The 19,815-nt window shown below is 64.0% G+C and carries 18 protein-coding genes; 4 read left to right on the top strand and 14 right to left on the bottom strand.

The window, feature by feature from the left end; translation table 11 throughout:
* Positions 1–37: 37 nt before the first annotated feature.
* The 14 genes from NCHOL11_RS14815 to NCHOL11_RS14880 all read right to left on the bottom strand — a co-directional run bounded on the left by NCHOL11_RS14815 (position 38) and on the right by NCHOL11_RS14880 (position 14,319).
* On the bottom strand, positions 38–2,185 hold the full coding sequence (locus tag NCHOL11_RS14815) for an oxidoreductase (protein ID WP_097093365.1): 2,148 nt from the start codon (positions 2,183–2,185) through the stop codon (positions 38–40).
* A gap of 210 nt (positions 2,186–2,395) precedes the next feature.
* The gene (locus tag NCHOL11_RS14820; protein WP_097093642.1) at positions 2,396–3,358 is read right to left on the bottom strand and encodes an aldo/keto reductase; all 963 of its coding nucleotides are present in this window, start codon (positions 3,356–3,358) and stop codon (positions 2,396–2,398) included.
* A 242-nt stretch (positions 3,359–3,600) separates the two neighbouring features.
* On the bottom strand, positions 3,601–4,050 hold the full coding sequence (locus NCHOL11_RS14825; RefSeq protein ID WP_097093366.1) for a TadE/TadG family type IV pilus assembly protein: 450 nt from the start codon (positions 4,048–4,050) through the stop codon (positions 3,601–3,603).
* A 7-nt stretch (positions 4,051–4,057) separates the two neighbouring features.
* Positions 4,058–4,237, bottom strand: a complete 180-nt coding sequence (locus NCHOL11_RS14830; RefSeq protein WP_217991097.1) for a Flp family type IVb pilin — start codon at positions 4,235–4,237, stop codon at positions 4,058–4,060.
* A gap of 69 nt (positions 4,238–4,306) precedes the next feature.
* Positions 4,307–6,067: a TadG family pilus assembly protein gene (locus NCHOL11_RS14835; protein WP_255254857.1), complete on the bottom strand. Its 1,761-nt coding sequence runs from the start codon at positions 6,065–6,067 to the stop codon at positions 4,307–4,309.
* Complete coding sequence (locus tag NCHOL11_RS14840) at positions 6,064–6,282, bottom strand: hypothetical protein (protein WP_097093367.1); 219 nt, start codon at positions 6,280–6,282, stop codon at positions 6,064–6,066. Before NCHOL11_RS14840 ends, NCHOL11_RS14835 begins: the two co-directional genes overlap by 4 nt.
* The gene (locus tag NCHOL11_RS14845) at positions 6,282–6,887 is read right to left on the bottom strand and encodes a tetratricopeptide repeat protein (RefSeq protein ID WP_255254858.1); all 606 of its coding nucleotides are present in this window, start codon (positions 6,885–6,887) and stop codon (positions 6,282–6,284) included. The genes NCHOL11_RS14840 and NCHOL11_RS14845 overlap by 1 nt, the downstream gene beginning before the upstream one ends.
* The gene (locus NCHOL11_RS14850; RefSeq protein ID WP_097093369.1) at positions 6,887–7,780 is read right to left on the bottom strand and encodes a type II secretion system F family protein; all 894 of its coding nucleotides are present in this window, start codon (positions 7,778–7,780) and stop codon (positions 6,887–6,889) included. The genes NCHOL11_RS14845 and NCHOL11_RS14850 overlap by 1 nt, the downstream gene beginning before the upstream one ends.
* Complete coding sequence (locus NCHOL11_RS14855) at positions 7,780–8,679, bottom strand: type II secretion system F family protein (RefSeq protein WP_255254859.1); 900 nt, start codon at positions 8,677–8,679, stop codon at positions 7,780–7,782. The genes NCHOL11_RS14850 and NCHOL11_RS14855 overlap by 1 nt, the downstream gene beginning before the upstream one ends.
* Positions 8,676–10,010, bottom strand: a complete 1,335-nt coding sequence (locus NCHOL11_RS14860) for a CpaF family protein (RefSeq protein WP_097093371.1) — start codon at positions 10,008–10,010, stop codon at positions 8,676–8,678. Before NCHOL11_RS14860 ends, NCHOL11_RS14855 begins: the two co-directional genes overlap by 4 nt.
* A complete protein-coding gene (locus tag NCHOL11_RS14865; protein WP_255254860.1) occupies positions 10,007–11,173 on the bottom strand; it encodes an AAA family ATPase in 1,167 nt (388 codons plus the stop codon). The genes NCHOL11_RS14860 and NCHOL11_RS14865 overlap by 4 nt, the downstream gene beginning before the upstream one ends.
* Positions 11,170–12,294 (bottom strand): type II and III secretion system protein family protein, encoded by a 1,125-nt coding sequence (locus NCHOL11_RS14870; protein ID WP_097093373.1) that lies wholly within the window; start codon positions 12,292–12,294, stop codon positions 11,170–11,172. Before NCHOL11_RS14870 ends, NCHOL11_RS14865 begins: the two co-directional genes overlap by 4 nt.
* A gap of 32 nt (positions 12,295–12,326) precedes the next feature.
* Entirely contained in the window at positions 12,327–13,262 is a 936-nt protein-coding gene (cpaB, locus tag NCHOL11_RS14875) for a Flp pilus assembly protein CpaB (RefSeq protein WP_369680252.1), read from the bottom strand.
* A gap of 241 nt (positions 13,263–13,503) precedes the next feature.
* Entirely contained in the window at positions 13,504–14,319 is an 816-nt protein-coding gene (locus tag NCHOL11_RS14880) for a universal stress protein (RefSeq protein ID WP_097093374.1), read from the bottom strand.
* A gap of 283 nt (positions 14,320–14,602) precedes the next feature.
* Here NCHOL11_RS14880 and NCHOL11_RS14885 point away from each other — a divergent pair, with 283 nt between their 5' ends.
* The 4 genes from NCHOL11_RS14885 to NCHOL11_RS14900 all read left to right on the top strand — a co-directional run bounded on the left by NCHOL11_RS14885 (position 14,603) and on the right by NCHOL11_RS14900 (position 19,806).
* Positions 14,603–16,546, top strand: a complete 1,944-nt coding sequence (locus NCHOL11_RS14885; RefSeq protein ID WP_097093375.1) for a PrkA family serine protein kinase — start codon at positions 14,603–14,605, stop codon at positions 16,544–16,546.
* A 41-nt stretch (positions 16,547–16,587) separates the two neighbouring features.
* The gene (locus NCHOL11_RS14890; protein WP_097093376.1) at positions 16,588–17,898 is read left to right on the top strand and encodes a YeaH/YhbH family protein; all 1,311 of its coding nucleotides are present in this window, start codon (positions 16,588–16,590) and stop codon (positions 17,896–17,898) included.
* A complete protein-coding gene (locus tag NCHOL11_RS14895; RefSeq protein WP_255254861.1) occupies positions 17,898–19,436 on the top strand; it encodes a SpoVR family protein in 1,539 nt (512 codons plus the stop codon). The genes NCHOL11_RS14890 and NCHOL11_RS14895 overlap by 1 nt, the downstream gene beginning before the upstream one ends.
* A gap of 163 nt (positions 19,437–19,599) precedes the next feature.
* On the top strand, positions 19,600–19,806 hold the full coding sequence (locus NCHOL11_RS14900) for a hypothetical protein (protein WP_097093378.1): 207 nt from the start codon (positions 19,600–19,602) through the stop codon (positions 19,804–19,806).
* The last annotated feature ends 9 nt before the right edge of the window (positions 19,807–19,815 follow it).

The raw sequence follows: 19,815 nt of genomic DNA on the forward strand, positions 1-19,815 counted from the left end.
TGCGGCGCTCCCCTTTTCTTTGGCCTTGAAGATCAGATCAGCGGCCCATGGCGGCCACGGCTTCGGCTGCACCACGGATCGCGCCTTCGATATAGGTGACGCCGGTGCCGTCGCCGACCTCCACCACATCATGGCCCTGTGCGCGCAGGGCATTGGCAAGGGTGGAGTCGCCATGCGCGCCCATGGCAACCACCACATGATCGGCAGCAACGCTCTTCTGCTCACCGTCTGCACTGGTGAAGGTGACGCTGTTCTTGCCGATCGCGATGCCGCTCGCGCCGGGGAACATGGCCACGCCATGTTCGCGCAGTTCCGCCAGCAGGCGCATGCGGCGCACCAGCAGCAGGCCGCCGCCGAACCTGGGCGCTTCGCCGACAACCGTAACTTCACGGCCGCGTTCCATCAGGAATTCGGCCAGCTCAACGCCGACCAACTCGCCGCCGATGATCACGACGCGTTTACCGAGCGGCATCCAGGCATGGGTCGCCTTGCGCACCAGGTCGAGATTGGCGGTTGCGCCGGTCGCTGCGCCGAGCTTCGTCGCGACGCGGGTGGTCCAGCTGGTCTTGCGACGGATTTCAGCCGAATCCTCGCCCAGCATCATGCCGCGCAGATCGTCGCCCGACAGCACGAAGTCCTGATCATTGCCGGGGATCGGCGGCATGTCGCGCACGGCGCCGGTCGCGACGATGACCTTGTCGGGCTTGAGGCTGGCGATGAGGTCCGGGGTCGCGACAGTCTTCAGGCGCACATCGACCTTCGACTGGCCGATCTGGTCACGCAGCCAGTTGAGCAGCCGCTCATTGGGCTCATAAGCGAGGCCGGCGAAGCGCAGCGTGCCGCCCAGGCGATCGGATTTTTCGAGAAGCGTGACCTTCGCGCCCGCAAGGTCCAGCCTGCGCGCGGCTTCCATGCCGCCGGGGCCGCCGCCGATAACCACGACATGGCCGGGAACCTTGGCCGGGGACCAGTCGAGATCCTCATAACCGGTTTCCGACCGCACGGCGCAGCGCACCTGTTCGCGAAGATAGGCGGTGCTGACGCAGGTGTAGCAATAGATGCACGGGCGGATATCGGCCACCCGGCCTTCGGTCAGCTTGCGGGGCAGATCAGGGTCGGCGAGGAGCTTGCGACCCATGGCAAGGAAGTCGAACTCGCCCTGCGCCAACCCCTTGTCGCCGCGATCGAGCTCGACCCGACCCGACGCGATCACGGGGATCGAAACCACCTTCCGGATTGCGGCGGCGGCTTCCAGGTTGAAGGCGGGTTCATGCGGGATGTTGGAACCCGAATGGAGCTTGCCCTGGCCGACGTCATGATAGGCAGTGACGGTAAGCGCGTCGGCACCGGCCGCTTCGATCATAGGCGCCAGTTCAAGCGCATGGTCGATGGTGATGCCGTTTTTGCCCAGCTCGCGTGAATCCATCTTCACCCAGACGGGGAAATCCGGGCCGACCGCGGCGCGCACCGCGCGTACCACATCGAGGAGCAGGCGCGCGCGACCTGCCACGTCGCCGCCATATTCATCCTCGCGCGTGTTGGTGTAGGGCGAAACGAAAGAGGAGAGCAGATAGCCGTGGCCACCGTGGATCTCCAGGCCGTCCATTCCGGCGCGCTTGGCGCGTAGCGCGGCGTCGGCGAACTGGCGGATCGCATGATCGATGTCGGCCTTCTCCAGCACCTTGATCTGCGGCACCACGCCTCCGGCGAACGCAGCCATCTCTTCGGGCAGGAAAAAGTCTGGGAAGTCGCCCGCGAAGGGGGGCGGATATGCCGGAGCCCAGAGAGGATGCCCATCCTGCGCGCTGTGCCCGGCGACAAGGCCGCCATGGTGAAGCTGAGCAGCGATGCGCCCGCCTGCTGCATGGACGGCCTCTGTCAGCTTCGTCAGGCCGGGCAGGAAGCGATCGTCCGAGATGGCGGTCTGGTTTGGCTGGACGGCGCCCACAGGCCAGGCGACGCCGGTCACGCCCATGATGATGAGGCCAGCGCCGCCCTTCGCCTGGGCGACATGATAGTCGATAAGGCGCTGGCCGACCGTACCGTCGGCTTCTGCCAGGCTGACGCCCATGGCGGTGACGATGATGCGGTTGGGAAGGGTGAGCATACCGATCTGGCCGGGCGTGGTGAGAGATGCAGGCGCTGCGCCCGAACGGGATTGTGAAAGGGCAGGGGCAGCAGTCATGAGAGTCTCCTAATTCGCCACATGCGTATGGTCTGCTCGTCTTTTACCGCCTTGTTCACTGTTAGTCAGGCGAAAATAACGGCGATCGCGTAAGAATTTGTACGATTCTTTCCCGATTGATCGATTCGCAAAAGAATGATCGGATCTGACAATAAAAAAGGGGGGCGATCGACCGATCGCCCCCCTTTCCATTCTTTCAGGCTTAGAAGATCAGCCGATCTTAAGCGCAGCCAGTTCGTCGGCCGACAGGGTGAGCGAGGCGGCCTTGACCGCTTCCTCGATACGGGCCGGGCTCGACGCGCCGAAGATGGGGATCACCTGCTGCGGCTGGTTCAGCAGATAGGCGAGCACGACGTCCGAAACGCTGACGCCATGCTTGGCGGCGACATCCTTGGCAGCGGCCAGACGGTCCTTGTTGACCGGGTTGTCGTAGAAGCCCTGGAGATGCTCGGGCACTTCGCCCTTTTCAGCGAAAGCGAAGTAGCCGCGGCTCTGCGAGCAGTAGGGGATGATGGCCAGGCCAGCATCCTTGAGCTTGCCGCCATGATCTTCGAAATACATCTGGTAGCCCTGAGCCGTGGCAGCCTCTTCATTGGGCTTGGCGAGGCCCCAGAAGGGTTCGACGGCGACGAAGCCAGCCTTGCCGTTCGCCTTGGCATAGTCATTGGCTTCCAGCACGCGGGCGTCGGACCAGTTGGACGCGCCGAAATAACGGATCTTGCCCGCATTCTTGGCTTCGTTGAGGAAGTCGACCAGTTCGGCAACCGGGGTTTCCGGATTGTCCATGTGGACCCAGTAGAGGTCGATCGTGTCGACGCCGAGATGCTCAAGGCTCTCGTTCAGGTCGTTGCCGATGTCGGCCGGGTTGACGCGGTTGCGATAGTCGCCAGCGCGCATGTCGAAATGCCCGCCCTTGGTCGCGACGATCACGTCTTCGCGCTTCTTGCCCTTCAGCCAAGCGCCGATGGCGCGTTCGCTGGCACCCTTGGGCGCGTCGGGCATCCAGTCACCATAGGAACGGGCGGTGTCGACGAAATTGCCGCCCAGCTCCAGAAACTTGTCGAGGATGGCGTTGCTGCGGTCCTGGTCGATCGACCAGCCGAGCATGTTGGTGCCATAGCACAGACGGCTGACCGAGAGGTCGGTATTGGCGAGCGTGACCTTTGAAAGCATGGCTAACTCCTGCATGGCGGCGTCTCTTGCGGGTGCAAAAGCGTGCCCTAAACTACCCCGCGAACCGGGACCGGATCGCATCCGAACTAGCGCTCAGCGCCGTTCCGGACATCCCGCGACGCACAGACAACCCTTGTTGCGCGCGTCATGGCGAGAGCGGACAGTTACGCAGCAGTTGGGGAAAAGGAAAGGGGGATTGTTCATATTCGTAGACGTTACGGAAGGGTGGAGCGCCGGCCCGGTCAATAGCTGCCGTTGGTGATGATGACGGTCGCGCCGAGCGTGGTCGACGGCAACGGAATGAAGCTCGCATAGCGTATCAGCGGCGACCTGCTCATGTCGTAGCGGACCTGTACCTTGAACTGTCCGACGCCGTCGGGTTGCGCTTGAATGTCCGGTGCGCCTCCGGAGCCGAGCAGCGCGCCATAGCCGTTGATCACTGCTTGGGCCCGGCTGCGCGCGAGGTCGGCGCGCTCGCTGCTGGAAAGGCCCGCCATCGCCGCCCTTGCTCCTTCGGCCGCGGCATGGCGCACGCCGAGCAGCGCGGAGAACCAGAAGGAATAGATGATGACCGCGAAGATGAGCATCAGCAGCGCTGGAGTGACGAGCGCGAACTCCAGCGCGGCTATGCCTTTCTGACAGTGGAGGAGCCGGAGCGCGGGCGTGATGCTCCTCCTGCGGCGGGGGGTCATTGGCGGGTCAGCTGACGCTGTTGAACAGGGCGGTGAAGGCGCCGCGCAAGCCGGTGGTGAAGTCGGTCTGAAGCGCGGTGATCGCGGCCACGATTACGCCGCCCAGCACGGCGTATTCCACGGCGGTCAGGCCCTTCTGGTCGCGTGCAAGCCGCTTCATGAACTTGCGTAGCGGTTCGATCTTCATCGTCATTCTCCTCATATCCCTCCGGCTAAAGATGGTCGGCGCGTGGAGGGGGGCGCGCCGCCGATTTCCCTAAATCAGCACCGGCACGCCGCAGCGGGCTCCCGTGACCCACACCGTCGCATGGCCAAGCTGAATGCCGAGCGCTGCGAGCAGATTGTCGAGCAGGGGATCGGCGGTGCTGCCGAGCAGCGCCCCCAGCGGGGCCGTGATCGCGCCGAGCAGTTGGGATCGCGTGGCGGTCGCGTCGCAGACCGGCCACAGGCAGAGGTCGAGCGCTTTCACCTGAATGCCGCTTGGGGCCCCGAGGCTGTTGGTGAGCGACGTCAGCAGCGTTCCGGTCTGCGTACCGTTGCCGATGCTGGCGGGCGCGCCCGGCGTTCCGGGGCGGCCGATCGTCCCCTGGCCGCCTGGGCCGAAGACCAGAGTCCCGCTGTTGCCGGTGACTGGCTGAGCGATCGCGCGGACGTCAGCGGTGATGAGGTTGAGGACGTTCAATATTCGTGCGGGCGCTATGTCGCTGGCTGAGAGCGGCGGCATCGGGCGGGTCATGGCGCTGGCGGGGACCTGACCGATATAGGCGTTGACGAGCCCCGAGCTGGCAAGCACGCTGACCCGGCTGTCGCGCGCTTGCTCGGCTGTGCTGGCGCAACTGATCGCGCTGACGTCCGCCCTTGCTGCGGCGACATCGATCAGGACGGGCACCGTGCCGACGCTGATGCCTAGAATGTTGAGGTTGAGGCCTAAGTTGAGCTGTAACCGCAGCGCCGAAGTGCTGGCGCTGGTCTCGCCTGCCGGGCCGAAGGAGAAGCGTGGCCTGTCGATCGGACCAGTGGCGACGGCGGCGAGGCGGATCGTGCTGCCCGCCGCGACGCGGCTGATCGCGTCAGTGAGGTCGATGCTGCCCTCGCCCGCCTGCACGGCGAAAGTGAACAGCTGATAGGCGTTGATCCCGGCGCGGAGGCCCGGCTGCTCGTTCGCCTCTCCCACGGGCATGTTCTTCCACACGCCGAGCCCGAACAGGCCCTCAAGTGGAACGGGGTAGCCATTGGTGATCCGGCCTGCGACGAGGTTCAGGGTAGCTGCGGTCGCGGGCTGATCGGCAGCCTCCGCCGCTGCCAGCATCAGCGCGCGGAGGTCCACGGTGCGGCTGGTGAGCGCGCCATAGGTGCCGGTCTCGCCCACGCGCGCCGCGAGAGCGTCGAAGAAACGCCCGGCGTCGACATAGCCGTTCGCCAGGGTCCGAACGTCATTCGCGCCCAGTTGCAACTTGATGCCAAGAAGAGCGCCGAGCAGGTCGTTGACGCTGTTTACCAGCGCGTTGGTGACGGTCAGGATGCCGGAACTGACGCCCACGCCCGCTTCGTCGATGCGCGCGGCGGTAGCGGTGGCGGACAGGTCCGGGATGGGATCTGCTCCGCCCAGGACGCGGGTGAAGAATTGGCGGCTGGGCTTTCCGGTGCGGATGCGGACGGCGGTGGTCTGGCCGTTGCCGGGGCAGCGCGCGAAGCTGGCGTCGAACCGCTGCGGCGAGGAAAGGGCTGCGTCAGCGCAATAGCGGCCAAGCTCCACCGAACGCAGGATTGCGGGATCATAGCCGTTGCGGCTGAGGCTGTCGCGCGCGCGCGCCTCTGCCTGCGCGGGATACATCGCGGCGGCGAGCGCGGCGCTTTCGGTCGCGGCGCGCAGGTCGCGGCTCCCCGCATAATAGAGGCCTGCATCGAGTGCAAAGCCCATCGCGCCGACCAGCGCGGCCCCGAATGCCGCGACCATCGGCACCACGGAAGCGCGCCGGTCGTGCCACAAGGCTGGGAGGCGGCGGAGCGGCATCATGCGATGGTGGTGGCATCCTGATCGGCGGATCGGGGAAGGGGTTGGCCGATGGATTGGAGGTAGCGGTTGCGGATGACCTGCGCCTCTTCGGCGCTTAGGCCAGTGCTTTCCTCGGCGCGGGGCGGTGAGCGCAGCTGCCATTCGACGACGCGGCGCGCCTGATCGGGCTGGGGGAGCGTGGGGGCGGAAGCCAGCAGGAGACACAGGCAGAACATCAGGGGTCCTTCGGCATAGGGAGGCGAGCGGCTTCGAGGGCGATCTGACGGCGGACGGCGTCGCGTTCGCTCCCATCGCGGACGGTGGAGAGGAGGGCTTCGGCCTCGGTACTCTGACCCGCTGCCCTAAGAGCCAGCAGCAGATTGTTGCGGATCACCGCCGTCCCGGGCGACAGGTCCAGCGCGCCGCGCAGGCTCTCTATCGCCTCTGCCGCCAAGCCAGCGCGCAGCTGGGCGAAGCCGAGCGCGTTGCGGAGCATCGGGTCGGCGGGGCTCGCCTGAACGGCTTGCTGGTAGGGCGCTATCGCTTCTGCCCAGCGGCCGCGCGCGGCGAGCAGATGGCCGCGTATCGCGCTGCCGCCGCCATCGGGGAGCGCCGCTGCCGCTGCTTCCGCTCCGTTGAGATCGTTAAGGTCGAGCAGGCTGTTGACGCGCAGGATGCGCGCGTCGCGGTCGCCAGGGTAGCGGCGATCGAAATCGTCGAGATAGGCGATGGCGGCGCGCGGCCTGCCATCGGCGCGCGCCTGATGGATGAGTTGCAGATAGAGGCTGCGCGTCGATCCCGCGGTGTCGGCGGCTGCAAGCAGCAGGGGAAGCAGCCACATCATCGCGCGCTTGCCCGCAAAGTGTCGAGGATGGCGACGACCGGCGGCCCGCCCAGAACGATGAAGAGGGCGGGCATGAAGAAGAGGATCATCAGCACAACCATGCGCACAGTGATCCCGCCCATTGCCTCCCGCGCGCGCGCAACGCGGCGCTGGGTGAATTCGCGGGCGAATTCGCGCAGGGCCGGGGCAAGCTCGATCCCCTGGAACATGGCTTGGCGGAACAGGGAGGCAAGTTCCTTAGCGCCGCTGACGGCCACCCGCGCGGCCCAGCGGTCGAGCGCCAGTTCATAGCGCATGCCCCGATCAAGGTCGCTCACCAGCAGGCCGATCAACTCGCCATGATGCGGCACCGCCACCTGCTCGTCCCGCGCGATCGAGCGGAAACATTGGTCGAGCGACACGCCGCTTTCCAGCATCATCAGCATGAGGTCGAGCAGAAAGGGAAATTCGGCGGTGATCTTCCGTGCCCGTCCCGAAGCGAGCAGGTTCAGCATCTGTCGCGCGCCGACGAACGCAAGCCCTGCGGCGATGACGATCAGCATCGGGCGTGACATCCAGCCGCCCCATGCGATGCGGCACAGGAGCGCGGCCAGTAGCGCCGCCAGCATCGTCCCGGCGAGCCGCAGCCAGAGGAACCGGTTGACCGCGCGGGGATCCTGATAGCCTGCCAACTGCAACTGGCGCTCCAGGCTCGACCGATTGCGGCCTTCCGCGCCCAAAATCGTCGGCAGGCGGATGGCTGTCTTCGCGTGCGCCGACGTTGAGGGCGCCAATCGCGACAGCCGCGCCTCCAGCCGCCGATCGGCCATCAGCATCCGGCCGCCGAGCACGGCTATGCCAAGCCCCACAAGCGCCATGAGGAAGCAGGCGAGGAGAAAGGTCGAAGGCATCAGAAGGCGAGCCTCATCACGCGGCGCATGACGAGCATGCCCGCGATCTGGAGTCCGATCGCGATCACCGCCATTCGATGCCCCCGCGCATCGTCGAGGAAGAAGTCGATATAGGCGGGGTTGGATGCCATCAGCAGCGCCATTGCGACGATCGGCATGGCGATGAGCACGCGTGAACTGACCTTGGCTTCGGACGTCGCAGCTTTCAGTTCGCGGGCGATGCGGATGCGTTCGCGCAGGATCGCGGAAAGGTTCGACAGGACGGCGCTGACCGGGCCGCCATAGCGCATGTTGGTGCGGATCGCCGCTGCCAGCATCGACATTTCAGGAACGTGGAGACGGTCGGCGAGCTGCTGCATCGCCTCGCTCACCGGCGCGCCGAGTTCAAGCCGCCGTGCGGCTGGGGCAAGATAGCTGCGCACGATCGCGGGGGCATCGGGGAGCGACCGTTCCAGCGCCTGGGGCAAGGAGCTGCCGACCGCCTGCATCTGCCGCACGGCATCGATGTAGAAGGGCAACGCTTCGATGAGGGCGTTCACCCGGCGCTGCGCCCGTGCCCTGATCCACAGGAACAAAATGGCGGGGGGCAGCGGCAAAAGGAGAATAGTCGCAACCGGCCCGGTGGCGAGCAAAATGGCGAGGGCGAACAACGCCATGCACCCGCCGAAGATACCGATTGCGCGCGTCGTCACTTCCAGCTGCGCCCGCGCCAGTATCGGCGCGGCGAGACTGGGCACTGTCAGGCGGGCGCTTTGGCGAAGATCCGGGGCGTCGCCGGGCGCGATCGCCGCCAGCCGCCGCGAAAGCCGCGCCTGTTCCCGCGCTCGCAGGGCGAGCAGCGGCGAGACCGCCGCCGCCAGCGTCAACAGCCCGAGCAGGAGGAACGCCGCTGCCTTCACAATATGCCCTGCCGGACAGCAGCCGCCGTGTAGTCGCGCAGACGCGCTTCGAAATAGGGGCGAGGCGAGTGGCTGCGAAATTCGCCCATGCCGGACATGGCGGGCTGTTCGTGAAAGCTGAACAACTCATTGAAGGAGTAGGCCTCGCCCTCGATGCCGGTGACTTCCGTCACGCCGGTCACGCGGCGGCTGCCGTTCGCCAGGCGTTGGATATGCACCACGACATGCACGCTGCTGGCGATAAAGCGCCGGATCGCGCGAATGTCATTCTGAACCCCGGCAAAGCCCATCAGCATTTCCAGGCGAGCAAAGGCGTCGCGCGGGGAGTTGCCGTGCAGCGTCGCCATCGACCCGTCATGGCCGGTGGACATGGCTTGCAGCATCTCCACCACCTCCACCCCGCGTACTTCGCCCAGGATGATGCGGTCGGGCCGCATGCGCAGCGCGTTGCGGACCAGTTCCCGCGCGCTGATCTCCCGATTGCCATCGACATTGGGCGGGCGGGTTTCCAGCCGGACGACATGGTCCTGCCGCAACTGCAATTCGGCGGCATCCTCTATGGTGATCAGCCGCTCGCGGTCGCTGATGAAATGGGACAGCATGTTGAGCAGGGTGGATTTCCCCGCGCCCGTGCCGCCGCAGATCAGGATGTTGAGCCGCGACCGCACAGCGGCGGCGAGGTAGGCGGCCATTTCGGCGCTCATCACCTGACGATTGATGAAATCCTCAAGCCCCAGAGCCTGCATGCGGAACTTGCGGATGGACAGCAGCGGCCCGTCGAGCGCGACCGGCGGGATGACGATGTTGACGCGCGATCCGTCGGCCAATCGGGCGTCGACATAGGGGCTGGCTTCATCCACGCGGCGGCCGATCGGGCCGACGATCCGCTGGATGATGTTCATCAGGTGGGCGTCGTCGCGGAAGCGCCGGTCGACCTTCTCCAGCATGCCGCTGCGTTCGACATAGATGGTGCCGGGGCCGTTGACGATGATGTCGTCGATGCTGCCATCGCGCAGCAGCGGCGCGAGCGGACCTAGCCCGGCGACCTCGTCCTCCACATCCTCGATCAGCAGCAGCCTTTCCGCTGCATTGAGCGCGAGTTGCCCGCGCCTGCTGCGGCTGGTGATGACCTGCTCGATTTCGGTGCGCAACGCCCGCGGCCCGAGCGTTTCAGCGGTGCTGCCGCGTGCTTCCAGCTGTTCGATGACCTGCGCGCAGGTTTGGGCCATCACCGCCTGATAGCTGTCGCTCATCCGCTGGGCGGCTGGCTGCGCCACTGGAGCGGGCCGCGCTGCGCCGCGCGGCAGGCTTGTGTCGAAGAGCAGGCTCATGCCGCTGGCTCCACCGTTCGCTGGAGCAGGCGGCGAAGTCGTTCGAGGCTTTTGGACGATCGTTGCGGTTCGATGCCGCAGGCGGTGCGGATCGCGCGGATGTAGCGGTCGGGCGCAGCCTCCAGGCCAAGCGGGCGACCGGCGTTCAGGGCATTGCGCAGGCGTATCTGGTCGATGGGAAGCGGCAGGGTGCTGCTGGTGCGCAAGATCTCGCCCATCCGGCGGCTGTCCAGCAATATGCCGGGTTGATGATCCCACACCAGCAGCCGCGTTCGTGACAAGCTCGCCTCGTCATCGCCGATGCGCTCCAGCAGGCGGCGGCAGGCGTCCATCTCGCGGATCGACTGCGCGCAGACCAGTTCGACGCGGTCGGCGAGCGAAGCCAGCGTGCGCAGCAGCCCCGGGTGGCGCAGGCTGCCCGCGCAGATGACAAGATCGCCGCAGCATGCCCGGAGCAGCCGGACCAGCGCGGCGATGTCGGCAGGCGCGATGCCTGCGGGCTCGGCACCCGAACCGCCGTCGAGGGTGAGGAGCATCAGGCCGCTTGGATCATGCCGGGCCAAGGTGCTGGACAGCAAGCTGGCGTCCAGCCGCTCTATGTCGGCGATGGCTGAGGCGATGCCGTAGCTTACCGGCAGGTCGAGATAGGCCTCAGCCGCGCTGGTCGGCATGGTGAAGTCTATCAGCAGCGTCGAAGACCCGGTGCGGGCGCGGCTGACCGCCATGTCGGTTGCGACTAGCGCGGCGGCTTCGGCGTCGGCGCCAAGGATCAGTGTCAGTCGGCCGCCCTTGCCATGATCGGCGGTCGAGCGATTGAGCAGGCGTCCGATTATGGTGGCGATTTCGTCGCCTCCTGCGTCGCGGCGGATGACGTCGTCAGCGCCGGATCGAATGGCGTGCAATATTTCTTCCGCGGCGGTTTCCCCGGTCACGAGCACCACCGGCCGCCCGGCTGCGCCTTCCGTCGCTGCCGACAAGGCCGTGGCTATCGAGCGCTCTGGCGGCACGGCGTCTCTGTCCACCAGAATGACGCAGGGCCCTTCGACCAGATCCGGCGTGACCGCCTGCGCCAGTTCGACCGCCGCGCGGCCCTGCATCGCGTCGCCGATCCGCCCGGCGAGGCTGTGATCGACCGATAGAAGGATGATCCGCGCCATGGTCATGGCCTCACCACGCCGAAGGGCACGACCGGGTCTTTCGTGTCGAGCAGCGATCCGGGCAATGCGGGGATGTCCTTCGCCTGCACCGGTCCTACCAGGCGGGGGGTGGCGACGATCACCAGTTCCTGCCGTTCCTTTTGCATCTGTTGCCGCCGGAAGAAGGCGCCGATCACCGGGATGTCGCCCAGCAGCGGCGTCTTCTCCCGCGTTGTCGACTGGCTCGAATAGCTTAAGCCTGCGATCACAAAGCTCTGGCCGCTGCCGAGTTCTACCGTGGTTTCGGCCGACCGGCGGCGCAGGCCCGGCACGACATAGCCCTGCAACTGGACGCCGCTATTATAGTCGAGTTCGCTGACTTCCGGCGCGATCTTCAGCACGATCTGATCGGGCGACAGGACGAAAGGGGTGACGGACAGGCGGACGCCGAATTCCTTATATTGGATGGAGATGGCATTGCCGGTTCCCGACGCCTGCGGCACGGGCACGGGAATCTCGCCGCCAGCAAGGAAGCTCGCCTGTTCGCCGGAGCGCACCAACAGGGTGGGCTGGGCCAGCAATTCGGACAGCCCGTTGGAGGAGAGGGCGCTCAGCACCGCATTGATGCCGCGATTGGGTGCGGACAGGAACAGGTTGAACGCGTTCTGGATCGGGACGCTGGCGTCGAGTGATGAGCCAACGGGCGCGAAGCTGGCGCTCTTGAAGCTGCTGGGCGATACGACCGCGCCCTGTATGTCGCCGCTGAGCTTTGAGAAGTTGAACCCCAATGCCTTCAGGGTAGAGGAGGACACGGCGGCGAACTGCACATCGACGGCGACGACCTGCTCGCCTGCGACGATGCGGGGGCCGACAAGAGCGCCCGGCTCCCGGGCGCTTGCGGTTGGCGGCGATATGGCGAAGCGCGTCTCCGCCATCAGCGTACCGTCCCTTCCAAAGACGCTGATCGTCGCGCTTCCCGCGCCGATGCCAGTCACGCTCAAGGACCGCGCGGTAGGCGCGGTGACCGAAATCACGTCATCGCGATCCACCTCGATCCTCCCGATGGGGCGCGGATAGCTGAGCGTGCGCTTCTGCTGGATGGCAAGCGGCCTTTGTTCCTGTGCGCGCAGGATTGCGGGAGCAGTCATGGCAAGCACTGCTGCGAGGGCGTGGATGCACTTCAACGCTGGGCGCTCCCCGAATAGATGGTTTCGCGCCGGTCGCCGATGACCAGCTCTATGGGTTGCCGCGGGGCGGGGGCGGGACGTGCCTGCATGGGCGCGGTCAGGGCTTGCGCCGGGAGCGTTGCGGCGACCGGGGTTGGATCAGGGCCTCTGGAGCTTGCGGGCGCGACTGCCACTTGCTCGCTGTCTACGGGGTTGCGCAGCGACAGAGTGAGCGCGCCGGTGCTTTTCGCGAGTGACAGGGTGGAGACCTGTTCCGGGTTGAGCGCCAGCGTCACCGTTCGTGCGGGGACTGGCGCTGCGGACAAGGCGTCCTTCGCGCCGGAAGGAGGAGCGGTGCCAAGAACCGCGTCACCCACTGCAAGCACCTGGACCATCTGCAACAATGTCTGGGCACGGCTGCGCCATGCTCCGCGCGCGCCGCTGATGGCGTCTGCGCCGGGATAGACGACCTGCACGTCCACCCGGTCACCGGGGCGGACCAGGCCTGCGACGGCGATCTCCGCCGTGGTGTCTATGCTGATTGCCCGCATGCCAACCGGCACGCGGATGGCGAGCTTTTCCTCGCCGCCGACCGCATCACGCGGGATGAGCGCGCCTGCCGCAATCGTGCGGGTGGCGACCTTGCCAATCAGTTCGGCAGGCGTGGCGGCAGCGGGATGGCGCGCAGGGTCGGCCATGGCATTGCGGATCATGGCGGCGGTGATCGTCTCGCCGGTCCGGATTGGCCGTGCAGCAGCCGCAAGGACCACCGGCTGCGGCGATATGTGTTGGGCCGACTGGTCAGGCGCGATTTCGGCGGCGGAGGACCGCTGCATTTCCCGCATGCCGAGCATCAGGAACAGCAGGGCGCACAGCGTCCCTGCCACCATCATGATCCTGGCTTTCCATCCCCAATGCATCAATTCCCCCTTGATCTTGCGTCCACGCAAAGCGGGTCGCCGGGACAGACAAGATCCTGTTTCGAAGGGGATATTATGCTTTACGCTACGGACATGGGATCGGAGATGCCGCCGATTTGAGGGGATCGGATGGGCAAAGATTGCCGCGCGTTAACCTCTGACCCGCTGCTTTATGTGAAGCGTCGGTGGCAACGGCATTTGGTCCGCCCGGCCATTGAAGGGAAAGGTCCGATCTGGCGCAATTTCCAAAGGGCCGGATGGCTGCGGACGGTCAGTGCGCCAGCAACAAGGGAACCTGTGCGTCGCGGAGCATCGTCCGCGTCACGCCGCCGAACACAAGCTCCCGCCAGCGGCTATGTCCAAAAGCGCCCATCACCATCCAGTCCGGCTTCAGCACGCCGATCGCAGCTTTCAAAGTCGCTTCCACGGTGCGGCCATCCTGCGGCCAGCTATGAAATTGTGACTTGATGCCGTGGCGGCAGAGATATTCTGGCGCATCCGTTGCCGGGAAGGGGTATTTGCCCGCTTCCTCGACCGTCACCACATGCACTTCACCGGCATGTTTCAGCAGCGGCACACCCAGCCGGAGTGCGGCGGAAGCTTCTCGCGAGCCGTCCCAGGCGACGAGCGCGCGGCCCGTGATCATGACGCCCCGCGCCGCATCCGGCACGGCAAGGACTGGCGTGCGCCCGCCTATCGCCAGATCTGCCGCAAGATCCAGCGGATCGCTCATGTCGCGGCGGGGACGGCCCGGCAGGGTCACGACCATGAAGTCGCACAGGGGGGAGGCGGACAACAGACCACTGACGATATCGCCATCGGCGTGCCGCCAGTTCCAACTCACGCCCTCACGATGAAGCCGCTGCTCGAGCCGCTGCCGCATCCGCATGTCGATTTCGTGCAATTCCGCCATGATCGATGGCGCCATGGCCGCCCCGCCATAGACATCCCCCGCCACCAGATTGGGCATGGCGGTGATTTGAACGCAGTGAATATGCGCGTCCGTTGCGCGGGCAATGTCGCAGGCGGCCTGCAATCGGCTTTCCATGCCGCTATCGTCATGGATGTGAAGCAGAATGGATGTCATCGCATCTCTCCATATGCTGCTGCCTGGCGAAACGTCTTTCCCAAGCCGTTTCCTTATACCCTCTTTTTGCCGGTCCTTGTTAGAGGCTTTTGACCGCTGCCCGCGCGCTGCCCTCCCCTTTGGAGCGGAACGGCGCGGAAACATGTCTGCCTGCCGGTTCCTTATTGCGAACTATTCGGATGTGCAGGAATAAAAATTTTGCAATTGTCCAACTGCAAGGGCCTGTTTTTGCAGTCTCGTGCGTATTATATTCGTAACATGACTACTGCGGCGGGAGTCGTCAGTGACGAAAAACGAACTGTTTTCGAGCTTCACGCGGAATTTTGACGAACGGCGTCAAGCCGAAATGTCGATCGAGGATTATTTGCTGGGATGCCGCAATGATCCTCTCATGCACGCATCAGCACCGGAACGCCTGCTGGCGGCGATCGGCGAACCGGAGATCATAGATACTTCCCGCGATCAGCGGCTCGGTCGGATCTTCATGAACCGCACCATTCGCCGCTATAAGAGCTTCGCCAATTTCTACGGCATGGAAGCGACGATCGAGCATATCGTCAGTTTCCTGCGCCACGCGTCCCAAGGCCTGGAAGAGCGCAAGCAGATCCTCTATCTGCTCGGTCCCGTCGGTGGCGGGAAGTCCTCGCTCGCCGAACGACTGAAGTCGCTGATGGAGGCGCACCCTATCTATGCGCTGAAGGCTGGGGACGAGATCAGCCCCATCTTCGAAAGCCCGCTCGCCCTGTTCGATGCGGAACAGCATGGCGGCTTTATCGAAGATAATTACGGCATCCCCCGCCGCCGGCTGACCGGCATGATCAGCCCATGGGCGCGCAAGCGGCTGGACGAGTTTTCCGGCGATATCTCTCAATTCAAGGTCATCCGCCTGATGCCGTCGCGCATGCGGCAGATCGCGATCGCGAAGACCGAGCCGGGTGACGAAAATAATCAGGACATCAGTTCGCTGGTCGGCAAGGTCGACATCCGCAAGCTGGAGATGCTGTCGCAGAATGATCCTGACGCCTACAGCTATTCGGGTGGGCTCAATCGCGCCAATCAGGGCATGCTCGAGTTTGTCGAGATGTTCAAGGCGCCGATCAAGATGCTGCACCCGCTGCTGACGGCGACTCAGGAAGGCAATTATATCGGCACCGAGAATATCGGCGCTATCCCCTTCAACGGCATCATCATGGCCCATTCCAATGAATCGGAATGGGCGAATTTCAAGAATAACAAGAATAACGAAGCTTTCATCGACCGTATCTACGTCATCAAGGTGCCCTATAGCTTGCAGGCGACCGAGGAGCGGCACGTCTATGAAAAGCTGCTGCGCGAGTCCGACCTGAACAAGGCTCCGTGCGCGCCGGGCACATTGGACATGCTGGCGCGCTTTTCGGTGCTTACCCGGCTGCGGGAGCATGAGAACAGCAACCTTTATTCCAAGATGCGCGTCTATGATGGCGAAATGCTGCGGGAAATCGATCCGCGCGCCAAGAGCATCCAGGAATATCGCGACGCCGCTGGCGTGGATGAGGGCATGTCCGGCACATCGACGCGCTTCGCTTTCAAGGCGCTGTCGGCGACGTTCAATCATGACAGTAGCGAGATCGCCGCCGATCCGGTCCATCTCATGTATGTGCTGGAACAGATGGTCCGGCAGGAACAATTCCCCGTCGATGTCGAGGCCAAATATCTGGAGTTCATCAAGGGCGAACTGGCGCCGCGCTATGCCGAATTTATCGGCAACGAAATCCAGAAAGCCTATCTGGAATCCTACAATGATTATGGCCAGAACCTGTTTGATCGCTACGTCGCCTATGCCGACGCGTGGATAGAGGATCTGGATTTCAAGGACCCGGACACGGGGCAGCTTCTCGACCGCGAAGTCATTAATCAGGAACTGACCAAGACGGAGAAGCCCGCCGGGATCGCCAATCCCAAGGATTTCCGGAACGAGGTTGTGAAATTCGCCCTGCGGATGCGGGCCAGCAATGACGGGCGCAATCCCAGCTGGACCTCCTATGAAAAGATCCGCGAAGTCATCGAAAAGCGGATGTTCAGCCAGGTCGAGGACCTTTTGCCCGTCATCAGCTTCGGGTCTAAGAAGGATGGCGATACCGCCAGCAAGCATGACGAGTTCGTCGCCCGCATGGTCGAGCGCGGCTATACCGAGCGGCAGGTCCGGCGGCTCGTCGAATGGTATATCAGGGTCAAGCAGGCGGGATAGACAGATGGAGGCGCCCTCTTCGTGACAGCGCAGTGGCCACCATGCACATAGTCGACAGACGGCTGAACCCGGGGGGCAAGAGCCTGGTAAACCGGCAACGGTTCCTGAGGAGGGCGAAAGCCTATGTCAGTCAGGCGGTGCGTGACAGCCTGAAGGATCGCAGCATCAAGGACCTGGCCGGGGAAGGCGAGGTGACAATCCGCCGCGACGCGATCCATGAGCCCACGCTGCACCGGGCGGAAAAGGGCGGTAACCGGGAACGGGTGCTGCCCGGCAATCGCGAATTTCTGGAAGGGGACCGGATCAAGCGGCCGGATGGTAGTAGTGGCGGTGGGTCGCAGCCGGGTGAGGGCGAGGATCAGGACGACTTCCGTTTCGCGCTCAGCCGGGAGGAGTTTCTCGACCTTTTTCTGGAAGACCTGGAACTGCCCGACATGGCCAAGAAGAAGTTGGTCGCTGGCAAGATCGAAGGCGTGCGCCGGGCAGGCTATTCGACCATCGGCAACCCGTCCAACCTGTCGGTGCCGCGCACCATGCAAAAGGCGATGTCCCGTCGTATCGCGCTGCGCCGCCCGAGCGGGCGTGACTTGAGCCGCATTGAAGATGCCATTGCCGAGATCGAGGGGCGCACTGTGCCTCTGCCGGATGATGACGTTGCGCTGGAACGGCTGCGGGAGGAGCGGGCACACATCATTCGTCGCCGTAATCTCATTGCTTATATCGACCCGGTAGACCTGCGCTTCCGCCGTTTCGAACCCGTGCCCCGGCCAGTCGCCCAAGCGGTCATGTTCTGCCTGATGGACGTATCGGGCTCCATGACCGCGCATATGAAGGACCTTGCCAAGCGCTTCTTCGCGTTGCTGCACCTCTTCCTGTCGCGCTGTTATGAGCATGTGGAGGTGGTGTTCATCCATCATACTGACCGCGCGGCGGAGGTGGATGAGGAGACCTTTTTCTACAGTAGCGTAACCGGCGGCACACTGGTGTCGAGCGCGCTCGACAAGTTGATCGAGGTGGTGAAGGACCGCTATAGTCCTACCGACTGGAACATCTATGTGGCGCAGGCTTCGGACGGCGACACGCTGGCATCCGACAATGCGCGGGTGGTCGGCCTGATGCAGGACGAAATCCTGCCCTTCTGCCAATATTTCGCTTATCTGGAGGTGGGGCGCGAGGAGTTTGCTTCGATCGAGTCCGCGACCTCCACCACCGGTTTGTGGGACGCCTATCTGCCGGTTTCGCAGGCCAATCGGCAATTCACGATGCGCAAAGTGTCGCATCGCCGGGAAATCTATCCCGTCTTCCGCGAGCTTTTCCAGCGGCGCGGCGTGGGTGAAAGGGCGTCTGCCTGATGGCGTCGGTTGCTCCCGCTCCGCTGTTCACCGGCAGCGACTGGGACTTTTCGCTGATCAACCGCATCTATGATACGGTGGAGCCGATCGCGCTTCAGGAGATGAAGCTCAACATCTATCCCAACCAGATAGAGATCATCAGTGCCGAGCAGATGCTGGACGCCTATTCGTCCATCGGCATGCCGTTGTTCTACAAACATTGGTCATTCGGTAAGCAGTTCGTGACCAATGAAATGCTGTACCGCAAGGGACTTCGCGGCCTTGCCTATGAGCTGGTGATCAACTCCAATCCGTGCATCAACTATCTGATGCAGGAAAACAGCGCCACCATGCAGACGCTGGTGATTGCCCATGCGGCATTTGGACATAATCACTTCTTCAAGAATAATTATGTGTTCCGTCAATGGACGGATGCGGAGGGCATTCTCGATTATCTGGAGTTCGCCAAGCGCTACATATCGCAATGCGAAGAGCGCTACGGGCAACTCGCGGTCGAGCGGGTGCTGGACGCCGCCCATGCCCTGATGAACCAGGGGGTCCACCGCTATCCGCGCATCCGCCCGCGCGACATGCGGGCGGAGGCCGAGCGTGAGGCAGAACGGCAAGCCTATCGCGACCGCATCTATGACGACCTTTGGCGCACGGTGCCGGTGGGCGCGAAGGCGGCGGCCGTGCCGTCGGACGAACGCCGCGCAGCGCTTGGGCTGCCGCAGGAAAATATCCTCTACTTCCTGGAAAAGACCGGACCGCGCCTCGAAAGCTGGCAGCGGGAAATCCTGCGGATCGTCCGGCTGATCGCGCAATATTTCTATCCGCAGCGCCAGACCAAGGCGATGAACGAGGGCTGCGCGACCTATACCCATTATCGCATCATGACGATCCTGCATGATCGCGGCTGGATTACCGATGGCGCGTTCATGGAGTTCATCCAGTCGCATACCAATGTCGTCTATCAACCAACATTCGATTCCGGCCATTTCGGCGGCTTCAATCCCTATTCTCTGGGCTTTGGCATCATGTCCGACATCGAGCGGATCTGCATGAACCCGACTGCGGAGGATCGCGAGTGGTTCAGCGACATTGCCGGGTCACGCGATCCGGTAGAGGTGCTGAAGGACATCTGGATCAACTATCGCGACGAAAGCTTCGTCTCGCAATTCCTCAGCCCCCATCTGATACGCCAGTGGCGGCTCTTCAAGCTCCTCGACCATGAAGGCGAGTCGGAACTGCGCGTCGACGCCATTCATGACGAGCGCGGCTACAGGCGCATTCGCCGCGCGCTAGCCCGCGAATATGACATTGCCCGGCAGGAGCCCGACATCCAGGTGGTCGATGTCGATCTGGCTGGCGACCGTACGCTGATGCTGGAGCATGTGGTGAATGACGGTGTGGTGCTGGACGCTTCAGACGCTGCGATGGTGCTGCAAAGCCTGGCCAATCTGTGGGGCTATGAAGTCGCCCTGAGCGAGGTTCATGGCGAGAGCCGCAAGGAGTTGAAAAGCCATCGTTGCCAGCCGCAGCAGGGATGGATCGGCTGAAGCGGTGCGCGGCGGCGGCAGGCCCAGCGGCGACAAGAAGATTCCATTTCCAAAGCTCTGCGGAAAGGCGTAAATTCCGCCGGGTTTCGTAAGTGGCTTCCTTGGCTGGCCGCACCCTGCGCCGCTTGGGATTGGCTCGAAACTTTAGCAGGAGAGCATTTTCATGACACATGCCCTCAATGCACAGGAATGCCTGGAAAGAGCGCGGATGCATGAGCAATTGGCGGCGACGACCGCCGACGCATCGGCACGGACGATGCATCAGGCCATGGCCGCCGAATTTCGCCGCCGCGCTGCGATGGGTTCGATCGACGGCAGCGGACCGATGATCAGCAAGCCAATGATCGAGTTGAGAGTTCCGGCCGCCTGATCCTGGATC

The sequence above is a fragment of the Novosphingobium sp. Chol11 genome (assembly GCF_900218065.1).
GTDB lineage: Bacteria > Pseudomonadota > Alphaproteobacteria > Sphingomonadales > Sphingomonadaceae > Sphingobium > Sphingobium agri.